Genomic DNA, 26,369 nt, shown 5'->3' with positions numbered 1-26,369 from the left:
TTACCCCATTCCTAAAAATCTTTTAATCGCACCATAAAACCTGCTCGGTTTTTTTGCTGGTATATTTTGTGGTTTAGCCGGCTCTGACACAGCACTGGGCGCAGGCTCGGTCACCGTCAGTATCCCTAATGACTCAAAATCTTTGATAATATCAGTGACCTGATCATAAGTCCCAAATTCATCACTCGCGACTAAACTGTCAAAAGGATAAGGGTTTTTGGTCAATTTGACGCAAAGATTCATAATCAGCTGCGGTTGACTGGTCCGATTAAGGTCAGGCCATGCCAGCAGTTTTAGATATTTGCCATCGTAATAATGAGTCGCTACGGCATTGTTATTGCCTAAATTGATAAAATCTTGCAGACGTGCTTTTTGCTCAAACGTAAAAGCATCTAATGTCTGTTGATGGTCTTCAATAAATGTCTTAAAAATAGGGCCTTGATCGATAAAATCAAAGATACTGACCCTCCAATTATCGAAGCTACGCTTCGTCACTTTTTCATCGACAAACACCCATATATCGTCATGCCTAGGATCAGCCAATACCTTTTTCATCAAGTTATCGATCTCGATAGCCGGCCCTTCTAGCACTTGCACGTATTGGCCTCGGCGATAGGATAGAACACCTGAGATTTGCGCGGCTGGATTGCGTTTGCGAGATATCTGCACGATGTTTGACAAACCGGCAGGCAGATTGATACCGCGCTCATTGGCAGTGGTTCTACTGACATACGCAATACATTTCATGTTGCCCTCACTTAAATAAGGCATATAAAGTAGCTTGTTCAACGATGCCGATAGCTACTGATAGTTAAAGGGTGAGCATCGAGCTGTCGCTCTTCGAAGTGGCAGGAAGAGCGATAATTCAATAATGAGAAGCGTGAAGATTACTTGTATCTCAAGCTTTTTATACCTCAAGCTTGCCTTCGATGCCTTGTACTTTACGGCGCGCCAAAGCTAGGTTTGATTTAGCTTTATCGAGTACCAAGTACAAAAACAAACCTTCGTGCTTTGAAGCTGGGCGGATAATATGGATCTGCGAGCTTAAAGTAATTAAGATATCATCAATCTCACCTTTGATATCTAATGATTCCATCGTCGCCATTTTGGCTTTGACCACTTGCGAGTTACCAGCAGCAGCAAGCTCTAAATCCACGCCGCCACCAGCCATACCTAGCACCATACCTGACATATAGTCGACAATACAGGTACCCATAGCGCCATCAACTTGCATTAACTCTTGTAAAGACTGATCGATATTTGACATTTTCTTTCCTCAATTATTTTAAATGGTGAAGCACTTATACTTTATTTTAAAAATAAAGCGGTCATTTGCGCCGTTTTTTGTCTAAAGCTATCACTGTGTATTAATAATAAAACCACACTATAATTAGTGAATCTAAATTATTATATTTAACTAATTAGATAGTCTACATGATAACTTCAGTGACGGCTATTATAATAAATAAGTCGACTCTTAGCATCACTATAACCAACCAGTCATCGCTATATAGCTACCGCTTAAAGAAAAACTCAATAATTATTGAGTTTTTCGTTCTCCTTTGGCGCGGCAGGCTGGTCGTAATATTCGAGAAAAGCTGTTTAACTTGCACTATTTTTAATCCAATATCACCTAATGGAATAACTCATAATGACTGACTTAATCATAAAAAACGCTCGTTTAGCGACTCATAAAACCCTTGTCAATATTCTAATAACAGATCAGCATATCGCTCGTATTGAGGAGATAGCTGACAATAATGCTAACAGTCAAGACAGTCAGTCAAATCCAGCAGCCGCGAGTTACGATGCTCAAGGTAAGTTTGTCTGTGGCGGCTTTTATGACAGTCATATTCATCTGGATAAAGCCTGTATTTTAGATCGCTGTACTATAGCGGATATCTAAACGTCTAAATCATAATTCACAAAGTTACAGCTACGCCCTACGAGCAATGGCTAGCAGACGCTAAGCGTTATAAATAAAGTAATTTAGTAGACTGTTATACATCAATGAGACAAGTATTAAGACTAACAGCGGCTTCACTTTGTCATTTTTAACCCGCCCCACGTGACTAGCGCCACACCAAGTGCGATCAATGATCCGCCTAACACTAAACCTTCTGGTATTGCCTCTCCTTGCAAAAATACTGCCACCGGTACGCCCACCACTGCACCAACTGCTCCGAGTAAGCTGAGTAGCACCGGACCTCCTGTCTTTTGTAGTACAAACAATAATAAAAACTGACCGGCAAAGATACTAGCTTGCAAGACGATTAAGCCAATAGGCAGCGCCGTAGCCAGCGGAACAGCTAGCGTAAAACCTGGCAGTAAACCAACTAAGCCTAGTATAACAGCGGCGGCTATCAGCATTCCTGGCGCCAGTGCAATAGGCGATGCATCATCTGGCCAGCGCAGGCTACGATAGATATTGCCAATAGCTAAAAGCACCGGTCCGCAGAGTGCCAACGCTATCCAAAACACACTGGCCTCCGGCGCTGAGAATTTACGTGCAGCAAGTACGCCGGCGCCAGCAAGCGCCGCCGCCACACCAAACGCGCGCCAAATATTAAAACGCTCTATGTTTATCACAAGCGCAGCAAGATAGGTAAGCAGTGGCGGTAAAGAGATAATCAGTGCCACAAAGCCGGCACCGACATGCGGAATCGCTGAGAAGAAAATCAAGTTAGAACCCGCCACGCTGACTAGAGCTGCGATGACGTAATACTCAAAGCTACGAGCGCTTGGTGCCAACACCTCATCGCGCATATAAGCCACTATTGATAAAATGATAGCGGCGCCGCTGATCGACCAAAATAAAAACGCTAATGGCGTCAGGCCAATCTCAACTGCAAACTTAGCCAAGTTAGTAGCGATACCTAACAAAGCGCCGCCGACCAGCAGACAAAGAAGCGGTATCCACCATAATTGTCGATGGTCAGAAGCCGTCTTCTCCTTAACATCACTCATAAATTATCCGAATGTCTCGAGTGTTTGAATGCTAGCATAGCAAGATAATCGCGCCCTAATCAGTAGCCTGCTGTTTATCACGGCCATGCGGCACAAGCCACTTGCTAAACCAGTTAGAGACATCATCCATCAAGGTATAAACTACCGGAATCACCACCAAACTCAACAAGGTAGAAGTCACTAAACCGCCTAACACCGCTGCCGCCATAGGACGACGGAAAGTCGGATCGGCATCGCCCCAACCGAACACTAGCGGCAGCATGCCCGCGCCCATGGCGATAGTGGTCATAATGATCGGCCGTGCGCGTTTGCGGCAAGAGTCTATAATCGCCTCAAAGCGTGCCAGTCCGCGATTTTGCGCAATGATCGCATAATCCACGAGCAAGATAGAGTTCTTGGTGGCGATGCCCATCAGCATAATAAAACCAATCATCGAAGGCATTGACAAGCTACTATTAGTAATCACTAAGCCCACAAAAGCGCCGCCTATCGATAACGGTAGCGCCATTAGGATAGTGAACGGCTGCAATAACTTGCCAAATAGTAAGATTAATACCCCAAAAATACAGATAATGCCGACGGTCATCGCGATAACAAAGCCGCTAAATAGCTCGGCCATGTTCTCCGCTTGTCCTTGATCGATAATGGTAATCGACGTGGGTATATTTTGCATCGCCGGGGTGTTTTTCACCGCTTGCACCAGCTCTCCAAGCTCACCATCAGCAGGCTGTACAGTAATGCTAATAGCCCGCTCACGATCTAAGCGCTTAATTTGCGCCGGACCCGTACCGAAGTCGAGGCTTGCCACTTCCCCTACTCTGACGCCTTGACCGGTAGGCCCACTAGAATTGCTACTAGGCATATAGAGGCCTTCTAGCTGATTGACGTTCTCTTTGGCAACATCAGGCAAGCGCACGACAATGGGAATCTGCCGCGTATCGAGATTGAGCTTAGACAACTGCTGCTCATAATCGCCAACTGTGGCAATACGTAACGTGGTCGCGATATCTTGGGTGGTCACGCCCAAATCTGCCATCGCTAGCCGGTCTGGGGTGACCGTCAGCTCTTGCCGCGGTAAGCTGCGATCGCTAGTCACGTCACCTGCCATCGGTAATTTACGAATATCTGCCATGATTTGCTGAGCGGTTTGCTCCAGGATCTCAGGGTTGGTACTGGTAAGTGAGAAGTTATAACCGGTCTCGCCGCCGCTCGATAAACCCACGGTAAAGCGCGCGCTTGGCACCTCGGCGAGCAATTGACTGATCTGACGCTCAATCTCTTGCTTAGAGGCACGCTCGGCACGCGGCGCTAACACGATATCTAAACTACCAATATTATCTGACTTGCCGCCAGTAGAATTGGGATCCATCGCCGCCTGCGCCTCACCCACTGAGGTAAATATATTAGTCACCCCTGGCAGCGCTAAGATACGCTCGCTTGCCATCGCAGCGACGCGCTCAGTATCCTCTAGCGCTACATCGGGGGTCAGCTCGATGGCGACTCGGGTTTGATCGATGTCATTATCCGGAATAAAAGCAGTCGGCAGCAATTTGACGAGCATCAGCGAGGCGACAAACAGGACTAAAGTCACGCCCATCGTTAGCCAGCGATGATGTAGCGTCCAAGACACCACTTTGAGATACCAGTCCATGGTCTTGCTTTGTTTTTCTACTCGATGTTTTTCTGGCCGTAATACATAAGCGGCCATCATCGGCGTTATCAATCGTGCCACCATTAATGAGGCAAAAATAGCCAACGCCGCGGTCCAACCGAACTGACGGAAGAACTGACCGACGACGCCGCCCATAAAGGCGGTCGGTAAAAACACTGCTATTAAGGTAAAAGTCGTTGCGACTACCGCTAGGCCAATCTCATCAGCCGCCTCCATCGCTGCTTCATAAGGCGTCTTACCCATGCGCAGATGGCGAATGATGTTTTCCACCTCAACGATAGCATCATCGACAAGCACGCCAATGACCAAAGATAGAGCCAATAGCGAGATGATATTAAGACTAAAGTCGAACAGATACATTGCCAAAAAAGTCGGGATAACTGATAAAGGTAGTGCTACCGCAGCAACGATAGTGGCTCGGACGTTTTTTAGAAATAAGAACACCACGACAACGGCTAAGATACCGCCTTCGATTAGCATTTTTATCGAAGCCTGATAATCCTCTGCGACTGGCGTGGCTCTATCGTAGACTTTTTCGACGCTGATATTGCTCATCTCTGCATTGAGGGTGGCAAGCTCGGCATCGACACGCTCCATCACCTCCACCTCACTGGCGCCGCGAGAGCGGGTGATATCAAAGGCTACTACTGTTTGACCATCGAGCTTAGCGATTGAGGTGGGGTCTGCGGCGCCATCGGTGATCTGTGACAGACGCCCGAGCGCCTGTGTCGTGCCGGTAGTTGGTACGGTGATTTGCAAATTATTCAAAGCATCAGCACGATCCACCGCGCCCAATACGCGAATGGTCTGCGTGGTATTTCCGACTTCGGCCTCACCGCCTGAGCTGTCTTGCTGAATACCAGCCAGCTGCTGCGAGAGCTGCACAATGGAGAACTGTAAGCCGCTTAGGGCAATAGGGTCAGCGGCGACGGTAATCTCGCGTTCAAGTCCGCCGATACGGCCAACTTCACTGACGCCCGGAATATCAGAGAGGCGCTTGGTAATGGTATCATCAACGAACCAAGACAAGTCCTCGACGCTCATATTCTCAGCGGCGACTGAGTAGGTAATCACAGGGAAACCAGCGGTCGAGACTTTGGTGATAATCGGGTCGTTCGCTGCTGCCGGTAGATCGCCTCTGACTTCACCGACTGCCGAGCGTACGTCGTCGACCGCTTCTTGGATGTCTTTTTCGAGTACAAACTCCGAGGCAATCGTCGCCGCACCTGTTTGAAGGGTAGTACGAATATGCTTGATGCCCTCGATACTGGTGATTCTGTTTTCAATCTTTTTAGCAATATCGTTTTCTAACTGAGAGGGCGCAGCACCCGGCAAGGTGACAGTCACTACGACGGCTGGCAAATCAATATCCGGAAACTGTTGGACTTTCATTTGCATAAAGCCATAAATACCGCCCAAAGTGAGCAGTACAAAGAGCAAAATAGCAACTAGTGGGTTTCTAATCGAATAAGCGGAGACATTTAAATTCATAAAGGTGCCTGCGGCGCGTCAGTCGCTACTTGTGCTTGCTGAGCCGTGTTGTCATCCACTACCCGCACTAAATCGCCATCATTGAGGAAGCTGCCGCCTTGCTTAACCAGACGACTATCGGCAGGCAATGGCTCTGTTACCGCGACTTTATCGCCGAGACGCTCACCCAAAGTCACGCGCTGCTGCCGGATACGACCAAGGGTTTTGCCCTCTTGGGTCTTTATGTCAGTGACTAGCATCACATAATCATAGCCGTCATTACTCACGATAGCCGCGTTCGGAATGGTTTGCGCGCTGGCGCTACCTAATAAAAACTCGCCCGTTTGATACATACCTGAGCGCGCTGCTGGATCTTTATTGAGACTGGCGTAGATAGTAATTTGGCGGTTGTTGTCAGCAGTTGGCGCAATGCGGCTTACCTGACCCATTACCGATTGGTTATTCGGTAGGCTGACTCTGACTGGCGTGCCTACCGTGACCTCACCGATAAGCTTAGGATCGATATCCGCTTGCCACTCTAAAATACCGTTTTTGATAATTGTAAATAGCGGCTCGCCTGCTGATACGCCTGCTGATACCATGCCGACTTCCGCCATCTTTTTACTGATAATACCGCTGACGGGCGCGAGCACTTGCGAATTATTGAGATTTAGCTTTTGATTACTGAGACGCGCTTTTGACGCTTGTAATGCCGCTCTTGCTTGCAGCTCTGCCGTACGATAACGATCCGCTTCTTGACGACTGATTGCGTCGATATCGATCAAAGGCAATACCCTAGCAGCATCGGCACTAGCATTAGCGAGCGTCGCTTCTGCTTCGGCAACCTCCGCCTCGGCTTGCAGGATTTGCTGCTCGGCGGCATCGGAGTCAAACACGGCAAGCACTTGACCAGCCTTGACCTGTTGACCTTCTTCTACGAGCACTTGTTCGATCGCTACTCCGTTGACCTTGGCACTGACATTAGCGGTATCTTTGGGGCTAATGGTGCCATCAGCACGCAAATTATTACCGATGCTATCTTGGCTTGGCGTTACCGTTTCTACCGACAGTACCGCTTGCTCTGCGCGGTCTACCTCAGAGGTGCTACTGACTGTATCTGAGCTGGTAATGACTTGCTCATCACCTGCGGCCTCATTCGTGCCCCAATACCTTCCTAACAGCACGCCGACTACCAGCATAATCGCCAAGACCGGTAGCAACCACGGCGGCATTTTAGTGCTATTGCTAGCGACTTCAGGTTGACGATAAGGCGGTAAGTCAGCGTTGCTAGGCGTTTTTTTATCATCAACAACTGGCTTGCCATTAGGGTCTTGAAGGTCACTCATAAGCGGTCTCTATAGATAAGGGCCATAGCGAAAATCTAGCGTCTGAAAATCTAACACCTATCCATCTGTTAATGATGATAAACAGTCAAAAAAATAGGCATAAGTTTTGAACATTGTAGCTTATCCCATTAGCGCGTCAATGCGTATGGGTATCTTGCGCGTCTATATTCTGGTACTAGAATAAGAGAGCAAGTCACTGAATCTCATTGAGAATTTGCTGTTGCTGATAGCAAATGAGCAGCATGGTAGTGGTCGTAATGTCGCTAATAGCATTATTAATTTGACTTAAGTCTAAAGATGACGCTCATCGAACTTATCGGCCAAGCTTAAGCCCTGACTCAGTACTTTTGCGCTACACCAACTGATAATATCGCCCGGCAAACGAATGGTTTTGCGATTGACGATCCAAAAGTCAGTTAAATCGCTATCTTGTTCGCTCAAGAGTTGCGCGATTAGCTTGCCATTGAGGTGCGTCAGGGAGACACCATGACCGATACAGCCGCAGCTATAGATAATTTTTTTAGAGTTCAGATAACCGATCTCCGGCGTCATATCGAGATTGGATAATACAAACATCCACTTTTATAGCAGCGGTCAGTGGCGGATTCGCCCTATAAGGGCCATAGCTATGTAACCAAAACGATTTCTCTTTACACCTTGATTGCTCATTAGCCATAATAGCCTTACTTCCTTGTCGATCAGTAACCGAGCGTCCATTAAAAACAGCGATGTAGCCAGAGCAAACTATTAAGCATTGGTATAGCGGCTGGCCTCAGGCATCCAGCGATGGATGAGTTGGCTGACGTCAGCTTTGCGCGTTGGGTCATCTATTAAATGTCTCGCCAAACGCTGGGCAATAGCGAACAGCTCTTCATCACGAATCAGATCCGCCAAATAATAGCCAATATTACCCGTTTGCCGTTTGCCGAGTAGCTCACCTGGCCCGCGCAGCTCTAAGTCTTTTTGTGCAATAACAAAACCATCAGTACTATCGCGCAGTACCTTTAAGCGCTCAGTTCCGGTCTCTGATAACGGTGTTTGGTATAACAGTACACAAAAGCTTTTGGTTGAACCTCGTCCTACCCGTCCGCGCAATTGATGCAATTGTGATAGCCCTAGACGCTCGGCATTTTCAATGACCATAAGCGAGGCATTGGGCACATCAACGCCGACTTCAATCACTGTCGTCGCGATCAATAAATCCAGCTTCCCAGCCTTAAACTCCTGCATAATGGCTTGCTTATCAACGCCTTTCATTTTGCCATGTACCAGACCGATGCGAATATCTAAGCGCTCGTTTAAGTCCTCATAAGTCGCCTCAGCCGCTTGTGCATCTAAGACGCTAGACTCCTCGACCAGTGAGCAGACCCAATAAGCTTGTCTGCCCTGAGCGCAATTAGCCGCGATACGTTCGATCACTTCATCACGGCGATTGCGGTCAATGGTCACCGTCGTAATCGGTGTGCGTCCAGGCGGTAGCTCATCGATGATAGAAGTATCCATATCGCCATAAACACTCATCGCCAGCGTCCGCGGAATCGGCGTTGCAGTCATAATCAGCTGATGCGGGGTGCTACCGGCGACGCCTTTGTTGGTCAAAGCCATACGCTGCTCAACGCCAAAACGATGCTGCTCATCGATAATTACTAACCCTAACTTTGCAAACTCAACCGTATCTTGAAACAGCGCATGAGTACCAACGACGATTTGTACGCTGTTTTCCGCCACCGCTGCCAAGGCTTCACGGCGCTGCTTGGCCGTTTGCTTACCCGCAAGCCAGCCCACCTCGATACCTAACGGCTCAAACCACTGTCTAAAATTGAGCAAATGCTGCTCAGCTAAGATCTCCGTCGGCGCCATCACAGCAACCTGCCAGCCACTATCAAGCGCGTAGCCTGCCGCCCCTGCCGCCACTAAAGTCTTACCGGCACCGACATCGCCCTGCACTAGCCTGAGCATCGGGATAGAAGTCGCCATATCGCTAGTGATATCTTTCATCACCCTTTGCTGCGCGCCAGTTAATTCAAAAGGCAAGGCGGCAAACAGCTGATCAGTCAGCGCACTGTGAGCCGTACATCTTGGCGCTTTATACTGATGCAACTGTTGACGGCGATACAAGAGACTGAGCTGATGCGCGGTCAACTCCTCTATAATCAAACGCTGACAAGCGGCATGCGTACGCGCGGTTAGCTGAGTCAGCAGCTTATATTGTTGGTCGGCATCGGTATAAGTCGGCGGTGTATGCAGTAGTACTAACGCTTCAAATATCGATAAATTATAGACGTTATCATGCTGTTTATTGTCAGTAGTGACAGCAGCGGGATAGTACGCTTCTGAGTGATTATAAGGTGCAGGCTCAGCTTTACTCACACTACTATTATCTGGCACGCTGCGAGCAAGCGTTGAGAAGATATCCTCAACATCTTGCTCAATAGCTTTGCTAGGTTCAAACGGCGCTAACGGTAAATCACTGACAACTGCAAAATCAGCGCTAGTAAACAGCGTCATCGGTAGGCCTTGACTACGCACCGTTTGCAATGCCAGCTTAATCAAAGTGCGTAGCTTGTTTTGGTGCAAGCCCTTTACCGTCGGATAGATAGGCTGCAGGCCGATATCAGTGATCGGCGCCCCATCGGTGATGATCTGATATTCAGGATGATGAATTTGCTTACCATAACGGCTGACTTTGACCTCACCGAACAGCTGCAACCGAGTCCCTAAACTCATCGTTTGTGCCAGTCCCCGATAGACTTTAAAAAAACGTAGGCCTACCGTTCCGGTGCCATCATCGATAATGACGGTCATGCCGCCGCGCTTATTGTCGATATGCACGACTCGGCCGGTAATGAGCGCCGCTTGTCCGTGGGACACGTCACTGATAGCGACTTGGCGACTGCGGTCTTCGTAGTCTCTTGGCAAATGCAGTAACAGATCAAAGATACGCGCGATACCTAACTGCGCCAATTGCTCAGCAACTTTTGGCCCCACGCCTGCTAATGCAGAAACGGGCATATCTAGTGCTGAGGCCGGCTCGCTATTGACCGGATGCGGTATCGAGTGAGTCGCAGAGAGAGGCATCACAAATCCTAATTCAGTTTTGACTCACTGTCTGTAGAGTCATAGGCCCTGTATTTTAGCGCGTGTCCAGCATTCATAAGCAAGCACTACTGATAGCTCAATACACGCTTGTATTATCACTGACAAGCCGCTTTATTATGCTAAGCTATTGAGTACTGCTACTCTTGAGATGGTTATGCTCAATAACATAAAAACTTATTGCTTTCAGCGCTCACTCACTTTATTCATAAAAGTAAGCTTACTCACTACTATAAGCTTACTGGCTAGCGCCTGCAATAGCCTTACGTCCGCAGCCCATTCAGAGCCGCCTACACTTGCTGCCCCTAGTGTGGCCTTAGTATTAGGTGGCGGCGGTACCAAAGGATTTGCCCATGTTGGGGTTATCAAGGCGCTGGAGAAAAATGGCATCAAGCCAAGCTTAGTCGTCGGTACTAGCGCGGGTAGTATTATCGGTAGTATTTACGCCAGCGGCTACACCCCTGCTAGACTTGAGCAATTAGCACTAACGACCACCGACAGCGAGCTGATGGACTTTACCCTGTCCAATCAAGGTTTTGTAGCAGGTAATAAGCTCAAAAACTTTATCAATACGCATGTCAGGCAGCGACCGATAGAAGACTTGCCCATTGCATTCGCCGCAGTTGTAGCCGAAAAGCATAGTTTAAAAAAGGCGGTATTAACTACTGGTGACACCGGACTTGCAGTGCAAGCCTCTAGCAGCGTGCCCAATATCTTTATTGCGCCGCGTATTCCCGCAAAGGTCGGCAAAAAATACATCGATGGCGGTGTCGTCAGCTTAGTCCCTGTTGATAGCGCTCGCGATTTAGGAGCAGATATCGTGATCGCGGTCGATGTCACTGCCCCAAGCATCAAAAATACCAGCGCCAATAGCTATAAGATTAACTTATCTCAGCTCCGTTCACTGAGTAGCTTTTGGGGGTTGTTAGAGAACAGCATTATCGCGAATGCCAGTGCTAGTGCAAACGGCTTAAGCAATAACCGTAGCACTCAGATGCGCCTTGAGCGCGATCGTGCCGACATCGTTATTATTCCAGACGTTGGTCACTTAAGCTCATTAGATAGTAGTCAACGCCAGACCCTTATCAGTGCTGGTGAGCGGGCTGCTAATGAGCAAATACCCGCTATCAAACGCTTAATTAACGCTAAAACGTCTAGCAAATATACAAAGCTTCAGTAAACCCTTTGGCGGCGCTCGATAACGAACGTCAATGCCTGAAGTTGATTGTTAAATGTAGTCCAAGTTTAGTCGTTGAAGTATCTTACTGATTGACTATAAATGGTTCGTGAACTATGAATAGGTCATAAAAAAGCACCGCCAATCTCAATGGCAGTGCCTCGTTATACTATTAACTCTTGTTATACTATTAACTCTTTTACGCTATTACTATTTTACTTTGGCGCGGTATTGCACCATTACCGTATCGTTTAGGCCCACGCCTTCGATATCCCAGCGCACCGCTTTATAATATCCTAAAGGAATCTCTTGGTTTTGGCCGTTGACATTACCTCGTAATGGCATACGTGAAAAAGAGTTGCCATCGACGCTACCATAAGGGAAGTCTGGCATCACTCCGCCTAGCAGCTCTACTTGCTCAGGAATGCTCATCGTGACTGTCATTTTGCGCACTCGATCAGCATTGGTATTGGTAAAGTAGCCTTGATACTCCAAGATGTTTCCCGATTGTAGGCGCGTCTCAGCAGTGACTGGCACTAACGTTTCATTGCCATTGGCATCGACACCAACAAGCGAGGCGGTAATCTTGGTATTCACTGCTTGTGCGTTGGAGTTGGTATTAGAGGGGTTGTTAGCATTGAGAGCTGCTGTTTGCAAAGCAGCTGAGCTGTTATCAAGTGCCGGCTCCGGAGTGGGCAGCATAGCTGAAGCTTGAGTGACGACCATTGCTCCGACGAGTGTGCCTGCGACAACATGAAATAAACGGTGACCGCCCCAAGCAGCAAATGGGTTGGCAAAATGGTTGCTTTTTTTCATAATGATTATCTTTCCTAGTTGAGATAGCAAAAACAGTAGATGGGCAAACAATAACGCTTAGCATAGCAAAAAGCGATTCTAGCTACATCAGCCCCGTGTTTAGGTTATGTATATCGATAACTATCTATAAAGCGCCAAGAGTCGTTAAATAAAAAGATAGCTCATAACTTGGTTTTTTGCTATGGTAAATCTCTAACCTTCCTATTTATCCTACTATTACTGTTTCTATTATGACTACTAGCGCCATGCCACAGATTAACCCTGAATATGTCCATTGGTTTCGTAACTCTGCGCCTTACATCAATACGCATCGCGGCAAGACGTTCGTGATTATGTTTGGCGGCGAGGCGGTGAAGCACCCAAATTTTAGTACGCTGATTCATGACTTTGCTTTATTGCATAGCTTAGGTATAAAGCTTGTCTTAGTGCATGGAGCGCGGCCACAAATTGAAACCAACCTAAAAGAAGTCAATATCACCTCGCCACTGCATAAAGATATCCGGTTAACGCCGCGAGAAGCGATGCCCAGTATTCTGCAAGCAGTAGGCGCGATACGTCTGCAGATTGAAGCACAGCTATCAATGGGCCTTGCCAACTCACCAATGTATGGCTCGCGCATTGATGCTGTTTCTGGTAACTTTGTCACCGCGCGCCCTTATGGTATCCGCGATGGCGTCGATTATCAGATGACCGGCGAGGTGCGTTCAATAGATGTCGATGCCATAAAGAATAACTTACTGCACAATCATATCGTCATTTTGGGCTCTATGGGCTACTCTGCTACTGGTGAAGTCTTCAATCTATTAGCAGAAGACGTGGCGCTTAGCGCTGCTGTCGCTCTGAATGCTGATAAGCTGATCTTCTTAGGGGAAGAGGCGGATATTGAGGATAATGGTCGTCCGCTACATGAGATGATTCCAAACGAAGTCGATCGCTTTTTACGTGAGCGCGATATCAACCATGAGATCAATTATTTCCTCCACTGTGCTAGCGATGCTTGCCGTCAAGGCGTGCATCGTACTCATATTATCTCTTATGCCAAAGACGGCGCACTGCTAGAAGAGCTGTTTACGCGCGATGGTTCAGGCACGCTAATCAGCCACGACCCTTACGAAGAGATTCGCCGAGCCAATATCGATGATGTGGTCGGTTTGATCGAGCTATTAACGCCGCTTGAAGAACAAGGCATCTTAGTGGCCCGCTCGCGCGAACGTATCGAACAAGAGATTGACAACTATAGTGTCATCGAGCGTGATGGGATGATTTTAGGTTGTGCCGCCCTGAATCCTATAGATGAGAGCTCAGCGGAAGTTGCCTGTGTCGCTATCCACCCTGATTATCGTAGCGGTAGCCGCGGTGCGGATTTATTAGCGTTTTTAGAGCAGCAGGCGCGCAGCCACGGAGTGCATAAGTTATTTGTCTTAACAACGCGTACCGCGCATTGGTTCGTTGAGCAAGGCTTCGCTGAGGTCGACAGTAGTGATCTTCCTGAGGCGCGCCGTGAGCAGTACAATAACGGCCGCAACTCCAAAGTCTTCCAAAAGATGTTATAAATAAAATTGTAAATAATATTTTGGCGACATAAAAAAGCTCTCATAATAATGAGAGCTTTTTTTATTACCATTATTTCTGCTACGATGATTAAGACTAAAATTTATTAGCCATAAAACCAGTCACAGAGCTGATTATTTTACTGATAGTAGCTCAACAGTAAAGATCAAAGTACTATTAGGTTCAATGCCCTGATTACCCGCTTCGCCATAAGCTAAGTCAGCTGGAATATAAAACTCATATTTACCGCCTTCTTTCATTAGCTGTAGGCCTTCGGTCCAGCCAGCGATAACTTGATTCAACGGAAACTCGATAGGCTCGCCGCGCTCATATGAGCTATCAAACACCGTACCATCGATCAGTTTGCCTTCGTAGTTGACTTCGACAATATCAGTCGCTTTTGGTGATTCGCCTGTACCTGCAGTCAGCACTTTATATTGCAGACCTGAATCAGTCGTTTTCACGCCTTCTTTGGTTGCATTTTCGGCTAGAAACGCTTCGCCTATTGCAGTGTTCTCAGCGGCTTTTTCTTGCATATCACTGACGAACTTCTCTTCTTGCTCTTTTTGGTAATCCATCAATACTTGCTGCATCTGCTCCTCGGTCAAAGCAGAGTCTTTACCTTGGTAACCGTCACGGAAACCTAGCTCAAAGGTATCTAAGTCAAGATCTGCAACCGCCTCTTTATTACCTTCTGCCATCATATAGCCCAAGCTATAGCCCACTTTTTGGGTTTGTGAGCTTTGCTCAGTCACAGCTACGCTTGCAGCTGACGTATCTTGATTGCCGTTATTGGTACTACAGCCCGTTACTAGTAGCATGGCGCCAGCTAGCGTACCCATCGTAAAGGTAGTGATTTTTTTCATAAAATACTCTCAAGGTTAAGGAGGTGATAATAAGTTATTGGTTCGTCATCATAACAAATCTTGGTTTTCGTAACTACGTCTGCTATCAGCTTTAAGATGATATTTAATCTACAGGTGTACATTTTTTGTTAACAATTCTAATCATGATAACAAGTTATCACACAACTATAGCGTTAAGTAAAGCATTATGTCTTTAAACCAAACATCATATCAGCTAAGCTTAACCAGATTAAAGAATATGTAACGAAGAGTCATATTTTCTATATTAATCATTAGATTACCAAAATAGCTTAGCTGGTTTAATTTCTCTCTATTTATCTCTTCTAACAACCTTTTATCAGGTTGTCAGTTGGTATAGAAATTATCAGTTACAATAGCAGTTTAGGATCAACGCTTAATAACAGAGCTTTTATTGTGTAATGGACTGCCATTCTCATAATCATCTGCTCTATATTGCAGCTTTATAATTAAATAATTTTATTAAAATACTATTTATAAATAATGATGTCATCTTTTAGTGAATGTGCACAATTTATTCATTATCAAGGCATGATTATTAAAGGAGGATAAGATGAATCCAATGTTTACATCTTTTAATGGTTATCTTGGTGGGCCGATTGGCTCTATCATTGGGGCTATCTTGATTTTTATTATTGGCTGGTTAGTGGCTTTAGGCATAGCAGCTTTAGTACGCAATGTATTGGCCAAAGTAAATTTAAACCAACGTATGGACACTTCTACAGGTAAATCGTATGACTTGGAAGGTATTATATCCAAGATCGTTTTTTGGTTTATCTTTATCATCGCTATTTCAGCGGCTCTAAACACACTTAACTTAAACTCTATCTCAGTGCCATTTGCCAACATGGTGGGTCAAGTGTTGTCCTTTATTCCTAATCTTATTGCCGCCATTGCTATCGGTATTATTGGCTGGGTTGTGGCTACTGTGGCCCGTACAGCGCTTAATACTGCACTATCCAAGACGACGATGGATGAGCGTTTGAGCGCGCAAGCAGGCGTTAAACCTATGAGCAGCACTATTGCTGATATGGTTTATTGGTTCATCTTACTTATTGTCCTAACTATAGTACTAGGTCAATTAGAGCTTGATGGTTTATTTGCGCCTTTAACCAATATGGTCGACAAAATCTTTAGCTTCCTTCCGAACATCATTATTGCAGGTGTAGTCTTTGTTGTTGGTTATATTATTGCCAAAGTGGTACGCGGTATCGTAACTAACCTTGTATCTACTTTTAACGTTCAAGAGCTTGCTTCTAAAGCCGGTCTTAGCGAAGAGAACAGCTTGCCTAATATTGCAGGGTCTTTAGCCTTTTTAGTAGTGATTATTCCAACGATTATCGCCGCTTTAAACGCATTAAAAATCGAAGTTATCGCTCGTCCTGCGACTAACATGCTCAATAAAATCATGGAAGCTCTGCCAAATATCTTTATGGCCGCTGCTATCTTGATTGTGACTTACTATGTCGTACGTATGGTTGCAAACATCATCAAAGGCTTGCTTGAGAACACAGAAGTCAACCGCTTACCTGCTAAAGTCGGTCTACAAGAGATGATGGGTGAGAAGAGAGTTTCTGATGTCGTTGGCTATGCTATCGTTTTCTTTGCGATGCTATTTGCTGCAGTTGCAGCCGCTGACCTATTAGGTTTTGAGCCTATCTCAGCGATTATCACGATGTTTATCGCTTTTGGTGCCAACATCATCCTAGGCGCAATTATTCTATTCATCGGTTTTTGGCTTGCTAACATCATCGCTGGTGTGGTTGAGCGCTCAGAACAAGGTTCACAGTTCTTAGCCAATATCGTACGTGTATTGATCATGGGCTTAGTACTCGCTATGGGCCTAAAAGCAATGGGGATTGCTGACTCTATTGTTAACCTAGCCTTTGGTCTGACTTTAGGCGCGGTAGCCGTAGCCTTTGCTCTATCATTCGGCCTTGGTGGTCAAGAAGCAGCCGCTCGTTTGTTACGTAAGATGCAAGATAAAATGGACAAAGAGCGTGACGAAGCCAAAGCTAAATCAGCTGTAGAGCCAAGCAAATCAACGCAAGAAAAGGTTAAAGAGTCGGTTCGCGATAACACGCCTACTGCTACAAGCACGCCAGCTGCGCCAAGCGTTGCAACAGAAGACTTGCGTACAGATACCGTAGATACTAGCAATCTTGATACTGACACTGTCAATATCGTGCCTGCTAGAGGAGATACGGACTCTGAGCTGAACACTGGTAATGATAATGAAATCTTACCGGGTAGCGGTCTTGCTGACGATACCAATAAGTAAGCTTTGCTATAAATAAGCTTTGCTAGACATGTATTGATAACGATAAAACAAAAGACAGCTTAGGCTGTCTTTTTTTATGCGTGGGGATAAAAGGCAGGTATAGCTGCTAAGCTTTTTGGCGCTATGGCTTTTTCTTACTAGCGGGAATATTGAGACTAAGATGGATAGCGGGTAGCGGTTTTTTGCTTTTATCGACATCGGACTTATTGTCTGTCGCATCGCCTTTTTGAGTACGCTGCTGCTGGTTATGGAGCCGTTGTAGCTGCCGAGTCAGTTGCCGCTCTTTTTCACTCATTGCGGTGACTGGCTGAATAAACAGGTCAATATCAATAAAGGTATCTGCCGCCTCTACTATAAACTCTATACCTAGCACGATAACATGGTGTAGCTCGGCGATAGGTAGCCGCGTCGAGACATCTTTGGCTATGGTAGCCAAATTGGGCGCGAGAGCTTCGCGGCTTTGTTTACCGCCTGATTGTTGACCATAAAATATCAGCACATAATGCTGGCCTAAATTCTCATAAGAGTGCTGATGTACCACATAACCGGTCTGCTGCTGCTCCATGCTGCGACTTGGATGCTGATAGAGGGTGCGGATCAGCTCATAGCGCGAAAACAATGACTCTGCTAACAACTGGCGTTGCCAAAATGGCAACGGCCCAGCTGATGACGACTCTGAGAGCATCTGCGCGCTGAGCTGATACCATAAGATGGACGCTTGCCTCATCTGCTCATGAAAGCGCTTGGTAGTCGCCGCTTTGTTTCTTTGCGCCAGACTCATAGCCACTAACCTACTATTCGGCTCATCTTGAATACCATACTTTATTAAAGCATTATCGATAGTAAGCGCTTGTGTGTAGATAGCTGGACTAGCCATAAACTGGCTAAGCAAAGTCTGCTCAGATGCAAAGCTTGACTTAGCATTTACAAAAGCTTTTTGCAGTGCGGCTTTATGATAGTCCAATAGTCGCCACAGCTCATTTGGCGTCTGCAGAGTGGCTAATATTTGCAGCCAGTCTTGCCGGCCAAAGACCTGTAGCACTACTCCAGATGCTTTAGCATCCGCGCTTTGCTGCTCTATAACCTCCTTTGTAGCAAAGCTCATACTCATAGCCGATGCATTATGATTATGATTATGACTACGGTGCTGATGGTCGATCGAAGTGTCGCTATTGACAGTAGGTTTGATCTCTACTATCAGTACATAAGCGCTGGCTATTTGCTGAGCTTCATCTTGTTTCAATAATGCCTTTTTCCATCTTAAGCCAAACTTTATAGCCGCTGAGCGCGTAGCATTCATAGTAGTCTTAGTATCGCTTACAGAAGGAGCTGCCGTCACTCTCAGCACTCTAAGTTGCCCTAAAGGTAGCTGATAGAGCTGCTGCATTGTGGACTTTTTATTATGGGTATCTTGTTTATCGTCTGGTGACTTGGGAGTTTGCAAGTAACTTTCTAGCCACTGTGTTAGCTGATTATGCGGCTCAGATGTGGGGTTCGGTGGTGTCAAAGCAAAGGCCTTTTTTTCTAGTGCTATTGGCAATCAAGTGGTTTATCTATCGATTTACTTCGAGCGGGTTATCGTAAAATTAAACCTAGCAAAGAAGGTGATTTGGTATCTTTTTATAACCATGGCTTGTTATGACAAGTCGATAAGGCTATGGTAGATTTATCACTATCCATACTCGAAATCACTACTAAAAAACTTATCTAAAATTTATATCATAACAGGGATTAGATATTATGAAACGTTTCAAAGAAAAAACCGTCATTGTCACTGGAGCCGGCTCAGGTATGGGACGCGCCACTGCTCTGCGTTTCGCTAACGAAGGCGCGACTGTGGTACTAGTGGGACGGACCTCTGAGACTTTAGAGGAGACCGCAAAACAGTTTCCACATGACAAAACCTGGATTCATACCGACAACTACATGACCATCACCTGTGATATTAGCGTACAAAGCCAAGTACAAGAAATGGTAAAACGAGTGATTGAGAGGTTTGAGAAGCTCGATATCGTCGTCAATAATGCGGGCAAAGGTATGGAAGGCAAAATAACGGACTTATCTGGTGAGGATTGGCGCGCAGCTATTGATGTCAATTTAAATGGTACTTTTTATGTCTGTCAGGCTGCAATGCCGCATCTCATCAAGACGCAAGGCAATATCGTCAATGTCTCCTCGCTCTCAGGTATCGGCGGTGACTGGAACATGGCCGCTTACAACGCCGCCAAAGCAGGCGTCACCAACTTGACACGTACGTTAGCGATGGATCATGGCCCTGATGGTGTGCGCGTCAATGCGGTCAACCCTACCGCGACTAAGACCAGCATGACCAAAGACATGCGAGAAGATCAAGAAAAGGTCGATAAATTTTTAGCGCGCTGCCCTCTAGGACGCTTTGTGACTCCTGAAGATATCGCTGCCGCGATTACCTTTTTAGCCAGCGAAGATGCGGCAATGATCACGGGTGTTAATTTGCCTGTCGATGGCGGCGTGAGCGCCTCGAACGGTCAGCCTAATTTCTAAACTCACTATCCTCTACTAGTACTATTACCCTTTACTAGTATATTACCCTTTAAAGGCCCGATTGACATCTTGTAGCGGCTGTGAGAGTCGCTCAGGATGATAAGGCATTACCCCGCCGTACTGCGCATAAATCTTTGGCAAATCCTCTTCGATATCACCCGTCGGGTAAACCGTCTCCAAAAAGCGCACTTCTTTAGTATTATAATCTAACGCTACTGGCAAGATAGGTACATTCGCCCCTACTGCCAAGTAATAAAACCCTGTTTTCCAGCTGTCAGTATATTTGCGCGTGCCTTCAGGCGCCAAACCCAAAAACAAAGTCTTATTATTTTTAAACTTATCGATACTCGCTTGTAGCACTGAGCCTTTGGCTTCGCGATTAATAGGTATGATACCAAGCCAGCGTATGAGCTGCGCCAGCACTGGTATCTTGAACAGCGTATGCTTGCCCATGATACTGATTTTGAGATCCAGTGCAAACAAGCAAGGTAGCGCATATATCCCATCGATGTTGGAGGTATGAGGGACAGCCAAGACCACCGCTTGTGAGATATTAGGGATAGAGCCTACGGTCTTCCAGCCCGCCGACTTCATCAGCATACGACCTATCTTAGGAGTCAGTTTACCGCCGCGCCTAGGGATTAAGTTGCCCAGATCTTTTTTATTAAGCTCAGGCAATACTTTAGAGCGTCTGTTCGCAGTAGGTTTAGCAGTGGGACTGGTTTTTGAGTTTGAGGACATAATAGCACTACACAATGAGAATACCCCATCATAGCATTAACCTGAGCGGACTAACTTATTATTTATCTTTTGCTTTATCTGTATAGCTTGACTAGATTTTGGTCATAAAAAAGGGATAACGCTTAACGCTTATCCCTTTGTAAGAATCGTTTAACAGCCTTGTAACTCTATAACGCAATATCGGCTAAGTTACCTTTATTCTCAAGCCATGACTTACGGTCAGCAGCACGTTTTTTGGCCAGTAGCATATCCATAATGCTATTGGTCAGCATCATATCGTCCATGTCTAACTGCACCAGTCGGCGAGTATCGCGGTTCATTGTCGTCTCACGCAGTTGCTCTGCGCTCATCTCCCCTAAGCCCTTAAAGCGAGTGATTTGCGCTTTTTTATTGCCAGGGACATTGGCTAAGATATGCTCAAGCTCGCCTTCATCTAGCGCGTAATGCACCTCTTTACCAATATCAACTCGATACAAAGGCGGCATCGCCACAAACAGGTGACCGGCATCAACTAAGGCTGGAAAGTGTTTGACAAACAACGCACAAATGAGGGTAGCAATATGCAGACCATCAGAGTCAGCGTCGGCTAAAATACAGATCTTGTCATAGCGCAGCTCAGATAGGTCATCAGAGGCTGGATCGACACCGATGGCAATGGCAATATCGTGAATCTCTTGGCTGGATAACACCGTATCGGACGACACTTCCCAAGTATTGAGAATCTTACCACGCAGCGGCAATATCGCTTGATAATGACGATCACGCGCCTGCTTGGCACTACCACCTGCCGAATCCCCTTCTACTAAAAACAGCTCAGCACCGTCACGTAGATCACCGCGGCAGTCTGCAAGCTTACCCGGCAGTGCTGGACCTTGCGTAATTTTTTTACGTGCTACTTTTTTGGCGGACTTAAGGCGACGACCGGCTTTATTGATCGCCAGCTCTGCAATTTGCGCCCCTATATCGGCATGCTGATTGAGCCAAAGACTAAACGCATCTTTGGCCAGTGCCTGTACAGCGCCTGCGGCCTCACGGCTTGATAAACGCTCTTTGGTCTGCCCTGAAAACTGCGGCTCAGAGAATCTGAGTGACAAGATATAGTTGATGCCATCCCAAACGTCTTCGCCAGTTAATTTAACGTTACGCGGCAATAGATTATGGATGTCACAGAACTCACGCAGTGCCTCCAAAATACCTGTACGTAGTCCATTAACGTGCGTGCCGCCTTGCGCCGTGGGAATTAAGTTGACATAACTCTCTTGCACCGGATTACCGCCTTCAGGTAACCAAGATAACGCAAAAGTGATCCCTGCGCGCTCACCATCCGCGGCATCATGATTATAGTAAAAAGGCACATCAGGTAGCGTCTCAAGACCATCGAGCTGCTCAGCGAGATACTCAACGACACCATCAGTAAACTGCCATACGACTTTTTCATTATTTATATTATCGGTAAATTCGATAGTCAAACCCGCTGACAGTACTGCTTTGGCCTTTAGGTTGTGCTTGAGCTGCTTAACACTGAACTTAGGCGTGTCAAAAAAACTGCCATCGACCCAAAAGCGCACTCGCGTACCGCGTTTACGTTTATTGGAGCTGACCGATTCGGTCAAAGGCGTCACTGGTGCACCATTCTCTAGTGCCATATCGAACTGCGTACCATCACGCCAGACCGTAACCTCAACGCGAGTTGATAGTGCATTGACGACAGAGATACCAACGCCATGCAGACCGCCTGACACTTGATAGTTAGAGGTTGAGAATTTACCACCGGCATGCAGGCGCGTCAAAATCAGCTCGATACCCGACTGGCCAAACTCAGGGTGAATATCGGTTGGCATGCCGCGCCCATCATCTTCCACCGACAGTGAGCCATCTTCATGCAGTTGTACTTTGATGGTTTTAGCATATCCGGCTAGCGCTTCATCGACAGAGTTATCAATGACTTCTTGCGCCAAATGATTAGGGCGTGTGGTATCTGTATACATACCGGGGCGACGGCGTACTGGCTCTAATCCTTCTAAAACTTCTAACGATTGTGCATTATATTGACTCACAAATGCTTTCCTTTATTATTCACATATAACGGTTTCTATCTGACCATTATAACCAAAAACAGTGCGCTTTACGTCAATCGTCAGCGGCTTACGTCAGATAATGTCGTCTAGTTCTAGGGCTTACATTTAAGCGCTTGACGCTACTTTTTGAACCCTCTTACACCGCTTATCATCTAAGCTACTAGACTCGCTCTATAGCTGCTGCACTAACCTCATAACCTCTGGTAAATGCTCTCTAAAATCACTAAACCGATGATCACCGCCTTCTTGCAAAATAACTCTAGCACCTTGTTCACTATAGAATTTGGCTGAAAGACTGGCATTGAGCAATTCATCACCCTCTTTAATGAGCGCAGCCACTTTTTTAGGGTTAACGATAGATAATAATGGATGATCAGCAAACCACTGTAAATGGTTCTTAGTGATCGCCCAACCACCAGAAGTCGTATAAAGTATTTCGTTACTATTATCATCATTAAAACGCTGCAAAGTGACATGCGGCTGGGTGCTAGGGTTTAATAATAATGCGCCGCAGCCAGTACGATTACTGACTAAGGTTGAAAAGTAACCTCCCAATGAGCTACCGATCAATACCGTTTTCGCCTCTTGACTGAGCTCGTCGACTAGCTTTGTTAAATAGCTAAATACCTGTTCAGGAGAATGGTTTAAATCTGGACGATAGACTTTGCTATCTGGATAATTCTCTTGGCAATATTGCTCTAACAACAAACCTTTATTAGAGTTGGCATCGCTATCTAAGCCATGGACGTACACAATATTCATATGCAATCTCATCTTTATAATTGGTTATACTGTAAAAATTGAATAATAACGAGCATAACACTAGGGATATAACGTTAATAGTGCTAAAAACGCTGATGTATAGTCAATTTGAACGATTACGAATGCTTTATTTAAATATCTACTTTAACCAAAGTAAAATTGCGACAAGGAGAGGTCATGAATGAGCAGATTGAACTGTTTGACATTGATAATCCTTGTATAGGCGTTTGTACCAGTAATAAGAAAGGCTATTGTTTTGGCTGCTTGCGCAGTCGAGCCGAGCGCCAACGATGGCATCATATGACGACAGAGCAGCAACGCGAGGTGCTAAGGTTGATCGCAGGACGTAAGCTACGTATTGAGCTCATGCGACTGCGTAAAAACGAGCAGTTGGGATTTGATTTTGAAGAAGACGTTGAGGTTGGGGAGTTGTTTTAGATATTTAGATTAGAAGGGTATTACTGAATTTAATTTGACCACCATCTTGAATAAGTAGCCAAATAAAAATGATAACGGTAATTTGATTGAATTTATTTATTTAGTTCCTCACTATATTCTACCTCAATAAAATTGTTACTTGCTTTGGCTAACTCATTAAATAAAAGAAAATAGCGCTTTTCGATATCTTGAATTATATCCGTTTCTTGTCCACAGAATCTCAAAAGTTGAAATAGTCTGAGTTTGGAGAAAGAACAGATATCCGAAACTACTCTAGCACAGTGACCTAACTTTACTGCAGAACGCTCTTGTTCATTGCGCCCATATCTCTCCCAAACCATTGCGACACCATCACCATCCTTATGAATTAAATGGCTACTCATCCCATAACCATGAGCGAGATGAGAAAGAAACTTTAACCCATTAGACTGACTTTGGTTGAAATTTCTAGTTATATTTGAAAATGACCATTTCTGTTCAAGTAGACTTCTATCCTTTTTGTTTGTACCATTTCTTAATAAATCTAGGGGCTGTAGTAGATAAGCACTATGCTAGACTACTTTTATGAAGATAACCCATTGTAAACTCAGTAAAAAAGTACAGCGAAGGCTGTTAGAGTTTTTCACAGCTGAAGTGACTGCTAGAACAGCCGCAGATTTGCTTGATATTCAGCCTAATACTGCTGCACTTTTTTATCATAAAATAAGACTTGTGATAGATTACCATCTCTCATTACAAGCTGATGAGCTTTTTGATGGCGAAGTCGAATTAGATGAAAGTTACTTTGGTGGCGTACGCAAAGGCAAAAGAGGTCGCGGGGCTGCTGGTAAAACCGCTGTATTTGGTATTCTAAAACGAAACGGTAAGGTTTATACCATTGTCGTAGCAGACACCAAACAAACCACCCTAATGCCTGTCATCAAGCGTAACATCAAGCCTGACAGCTTTGTTTATACGGATAGCTATCGAAGTTATAATGCATTAGATGTGAGCGAATTCAAACATTTCAGAGTCAATCACTCTAAAGAGTTTACTTGTGGTAAAAACAATCACATCAATGGCATTGAGAACTTTTGGAACCAGTCTAAACGAACTCTAAGAAAGTATAATGGGATCGATAAGAAGAACTTCCATTTGTTTTTAAAAGAATGTGAGTTTAGATTTAACTATGGTTCACCATCTAATCAGCTGAAAACCTTGAAAAAATGGTGTGATATTTAATCCTTATCTACTACAGCCCCTAAATCTATCTCTTCTTGAGTTAGTAATAATTTTCTAAATGGTGTCCACTCTGGATCGTCTGGGTTAGAAACTTCGTTGAGAAATGCAAACGCTCTATCATGATGCTTTATTGCAGAGAAATTTGGAAGTTGCTCCCAATATTCGAACGCTTTTTGTCTTGCTTCTGATGCCTCACCACTCATGATAAATGCATATTTGATCGTACCTTCCATAACTGATCGGTTAATAATATCAGCGTCCCACTCCTTAGATTCTTTAACTAGAATAAGAGAGCTTTCACTACTTAAATGGCAGTCAATAAATAGCTGAGAACTAACAAACTGAACATATGAATCCATCCCCTCAATCCGCTCCTCCAAGTATGGCCTTGCATTATCAAAACATTCGCCAATAAACTGGCTAGACATTGCTGCCCAAGTACCTAGAACTTTTTCCATACTTTCTGAACCCAATATCAAATAAAAATTAAATAGTAGTTAATTAAAACCAGTAGCTTGTGAAAGATATATAAATTTCTTATTTATTTAAGCAACCAATAATGAATAGACTTTTTTAAAGTAAATTCTAAAGTATTGGCAAGATTTGAATATTTACTACTGACCATTTTTGACTCGCTCCCATTCTTTTTTTAAAACCATTTGAGACTGTGTCACTATACTTCGACCAATAGTTTCAAATTCACTGGCATTAGCCGTTTTATCATTGATTGACTCAATAATTTTTTTATCAGCGCACTCTATCAACCGAACTAGCTCTTGATGATCAGTCTCATTAGGGTTGATAAGGAGCTTTATAACCTGAAACTTTTCTACAAACTTACCATAATCAGCAATTACATCTTTGGTCGAAACTGATTCATTAGCATGAGCGGATGGCATGTGATGAATAATACCTACTAAAGTAGCTAACTCATCGCGCAGACGATTTATCCATACTTGACGATTAGATGAAACCACAGAAGCATTAATTTGATTTTTAGCAATACAAATGCTTACTAGTGGCCCTACTATGATTGCTACCAAAGCAGTTATTGCACTTACAACAGCGGGTTCAAAAGTCATTGTTTATCCTAAAACCTTGCTAATTATTATTTAATATTGCACTTGATACATTGATCTAGGTGATATCAAGAACAAGTAATATAGCAACAAAAGCAACAACCTGCACTCTTTCATACCTTTTAACAGTGATTAGGTATTATCTATAAAACATCCCCCATAAAAAAATCCCCCGACTAGGTAACTAGTCGGGGGCTTTTAGGAATAGAGAGCTGACGATGACCTACTCTCACATGGCCGGAGCCACACTACCATTGGCGCAACGAT

Annotated in this window: 23 protein-coding genes; 7 read left to right on the top strand and 16 right to left on the bottom strand. The window is 45.1% G+C overall.

Annotated features, from left to right (window positions below):
* Entirely contained in the window at positions 1-747 is a 747-nt protein-coding gene (locus AAEY83_RS09940) for a BLUF domain-containing protein (RefSeq protein WP_025646804.1), read from the bottom strand.
* 160 nt (positions 748-907) lie between these two features.
* Positions 908-1,267, bottom strand: coding sequence for a hypothetical protein (locus AAEY83_RS09935; protein ID WP_025646805.1), 360 nt, complete (start codon positions 1,265-1,267; stop codon positions 908-910).
* Positions 1,268-1,651: 384 nt separating this feature from the next.
* Here AAEY83_RS09935 and AAEY83_RS09930 point away from each other — a divergent pair, with 384 nt between their 5' ends.
* Entirely contained in the window at positions 1,652-1,906 is a 255-nt protein-coding gene (locus AAEY83_RS09930; RefSeq protein ID WP_025646806.1) for a hypothetical protein, read from the top strand.
* Positions 1,907-2,040: 134 nt separating this feature from the next.
* Here the strand turns inward: AAEY83_RS09930 and AAEY83_RS09925 are convergent, their stop codons facing one another.
* From AAEY83_RS09925 to recG, 5 genes are all read right to left on the bottom strand, one after another.
* Positions 2,041-2,967, bottom strand: a complete 927-nt coding sequence (locus tag AAEY83_RS09925; RefSeq protein WP_025646807.1) for a DMT family transporter — start codon at positions 2,965-2,967, stop codon at positions 2,041-2,043.
* A 55-nt stretch (positions 2,968-3,022) separates the two neighbouring features.
* A complete protein-coding gene (locus tag AAEY83_RS09920) occupies positions 3,023-6,130 on the bottom strand; it encodes an efflux RND transporter permease subunit (protein ID WP_025646808.1) in 3,108 nt (1,035 codons plus the stop codon).
* Positions 6,127-7,455 (bottom strand): efflux RND transporter periplasmic adaptor subunit, encoded by a 1,329-nt coding sequence (locus AAEY83_RS09915; RefSeq protein WP_025646809.1) that lies wholly within the window; start codon positions 7,453-7,455, stop codon positions 6,127-6,129. The genes AAEY83_RS09920 and AAEY83_RS09915 overlap by 4 nt, the downstream gene beginning before the upstream one ends.
* A 291-nt stretch (positions 7,456-7,746) precedes the next feature.
* A complete protein-coding gene (locus AAEY83_RS09910; RefSeq protein WP_025646810.1) occupies positions 7,747-8,031 on the bottom strand; it encodes an FAD-dependent oxidoreductase in 285 nt (94 codons plus the stop codon).
* Between the two features lie 171 nt (positions 8,032-8,202).
* Positions 8,203-10,533, bottom strand: coding sequence for an ATP-dependent DNA helicase RecG (gene recG / locus AAEY83_RS09905; protein ID WP_025646811.1), 2,331 nt, complete (start codon positions 10,531-10,533; stop codon positions 8,203-8,205).
* A gap of 148 nt (positions 10,534-10,681) precedes the next feature.
* Between recG and AAEY83_RS09900 the strand changes: the two genes are divergently transcribed.
* Positions 10,682-11,731, top strand: a complete 1,050-nt coding sequence (locus AAEY83_RS09900) for a patatin-like phospholipase family protein (RefSeq protein ID WP_227501953.1) — start codon at positions 10,682-10,684, stop codon at positions 11,729-11,731.
* 207 nt (positions 11,732-11,938) lie between these two features.
* Here the strand turns inward: AAEY83_RS09900 and AAEY83_RS09895 are convergent, their stop codons facing one another.
* Positions 11,939-12,544: a hypothetical protein gene (locus AAEY83_RS09895; protein WP_025646813.1), complete on the bottom strand. Its 606-nt coding sequence runs from the start codon at positions 12,542-12,544 to the stop codon at positions 11,939-11,941.
* A 230-nt stretch (positions 12,545-12,774) separates the two neighbouring features.
* On the opposite strand from AAEY83_RS09895, the gene argA reads away from it, so the two are divergent.
* Entirely contained in the window at positions 12,775-14,097 is a 1,323-nt protein-coding gene (gene argA, locus AAEY83_RS09890; RefSeq protein WP_025646814.1) for an amino-acid N-acetyltransferase, read from the top strand.
* Between the two features lie 132 nt (positions 14,098-14,229).
* Here the strand turns inward: argA and bamJ are convergent, their stop codons facing one another.
* Positions 14,230-14,961, bottom strand: a complete 732-nt coding sequence (gene bamJ, locus AAEY83_RS09885) for a BamJ family beta-barrel-assembly machinery protein (RefSeq protein ID WP_025646815.1) — start codon at positions 14,959-14,961, stop codon at positions 14,230-14,232.
* A 571-nt stretch (positions 14,962-15,532) separates the two neighbouring features.
* Here bamJ and AAEY83_RS09880 point away from each other — a divergent pair.
* Positions 15,533-17,260, top strand: a complete 1,728-nt coding sequence (locus AAEY83_RS09880) for a mechanosensitive ion channel (RefSeq protein WP_025646816.1) — start codon at positions 15,533-15,535, stop codon at positions 17,258-17,260.
* Positions 17,261-17,381: 121 nt separating this feature from the next.
* Here AAEY83_RS09880 and AAEY83_RS09875 read toward each other — a convergent pair whose 3' ends face one another.
* Positions 17,382-18,767: a hypothetical protein gene (locus AAEY83_RS09875; protein WP_025646817.1), complete on the bottom strand. Its 1,386-nt coding sequence runs from the start codon at positions 18,765-18,767 to the stop codon at positions 17,382-17,384.
* A gap of 233 nt (positions 18,768-19,000) precedes the next feature.
* Here AAEY83_RS09875 and budC point away from each other — a divergent pair, with 233 nt between their 5' ends.
* On the top strand, positions 19,001-19,783 hold the full coding sequence (budC, locus tag AAEY83_RS09870; protein WP_025646818.1) for a meso-2,3-butanediol dehydrogenase: 783 nt from the start codon (positions 19,001-19,003) through the stop codon (positions 19,781-19,783).
* A gap of 42 nt (positions 19,784-19,825) precedes the next feature.
* Here the strand turns inward: budC and AAEY83_RS09865 are convergent, their stop codons facing one another.
* From AAEY83_RS09865 to AAEY83_RS09855, 3 genes are all read right to left on the bottom strand, one after another.
* Complete coding sequence (locus tag AAEY83_RS09865; protein WP_025646819.1) at positions 19,826-20,524, bottom strand: lysophospholipid acyltransferase family protein; 699 nt, start codon at positions 20,522-20,524, stop codon at positions 19,826-19,828.
* Between the two features lie 167 nt (positions 20,525-20,691).
* On the bottom strand, positions 20,692-22,581 hold the full coding sequence (gene parE, locus AAEY83_RS09860; RefSeq protein ID WP_025646820.1) for a DNA topoisomerase IV subunit B: 1,890 nt from the start codon (positions 22,579-22,581) through the stop codon (positions 20,692-20,694).
* A 192-nt stretch (positions 22,582-22,773) separates the two neighbouring features.
* Complete coding sequence (locus AAEY83_RS09855; RefSeq protein ID WP_025646821.1) at positions 22,774-23,364, bottom strand: YqiA/YcfP family alpha/beta fold hydrolase; 591 nt, start codon at positions 23,362-23,364, stop codon at positions 22,774-22,776.
* 177 nt (positions 23,365-23,541) lie between these two features.
* On the opposite strand from AAEY83_RS09855, the gene AAEY83_RS09850 reads away from it, so the two are divergent.
* Positions 23,542-23,802, top strand: coding sequence for a DUF1289 domain-containing protein (locus tag AAEY83_RS09850; RefSeq protein WP_025646822.1), 261 nt, complete (start codon positions 23,542-23,544; stop codon positions 23,800-23,802).
* Positions 23,803-23,894: 92 nt separating this feature from the next.
* Here AAEY83_RS09850 and AAEY83_RS09845 read toward each other — a convergent pair whose 3' ends face one another.
* Positions 23,895-24,185: a hypothetical protein gene (locus AAEY83_RS09845; RefSeq protein ID WP_025646823.1), complete on the bottom strand. Its 291-nt coding sequence runs from the start codon at positions 24,183-24,185 to the stop codon at positions 23,895-23,897.
* Positions 24,186-24,366: 181 nt separating this feature from the next.
* Between AAEY83_RS09845 and AAEY83_RS09840 the strand changes: the two genes are divergently transcribed.
* Positions 24,367-25,023 carry an IS1595 family transposase gene (locus AAEY83_RS09840; protein ID WP_351058989.1) on the top strand — a complete coding sequence of 219 codons (657 nt, stop codon included), beginning with the start codon at positions 24,367-24,369 and terminating at the stop codon, positions 25,021-25,023.
* Here AAEY83_RS09840 and AAEY83_RS09835 read toward each other — a convergent pair.
* Together AAEY83_RS09835 and AAEY83_RS09830 are read right to left on the bottom strand one after the other, a co-directional pair.
* Complete coding sequence (locus tag AAEY83_RS09835; protein ID WP_025645638.1) at positions 25,020-25,481, bottom strand: DUF5677 domain-containing protein; 462 nt, start codon at positions 25,479-25,481, stop codon at positions 25,020-25,022. The two genes, AAEY83_RS09840 and AAEY83_RS09835, sit on opposite strands and share 4 nt — an antisense overlap.
* 156 nt (positions 25,482-25,637) lie before the next feature.
* Entirely contained in the window at positions 25,638-26,105 is a 468-nt protein-coding gene (locus AAEY83_RS09830) for a hypothetical protein (protein WP_025645640.1), read from the bottom strand.
* Positions 26,106-26,369 lie beyond the last annotated feature (264 nt).

Source organism: Psychrobacter sp. TB20-MNA-CIBAN-0197, from assembly GCF_040309765.1.
Taxonomy (GTDB): Bacteria; Pseudomonadota; Gammaproteobacteria; order Pseudomonadales; family Moraxellaceae; genus Psychrobacter; species Psychrobacter submarinus.
The sequence above is the reverse complement of the archived record's forward strand: the minus strand, read 5'-3'. Positions and strand labels throughout refer to the sequence as shown.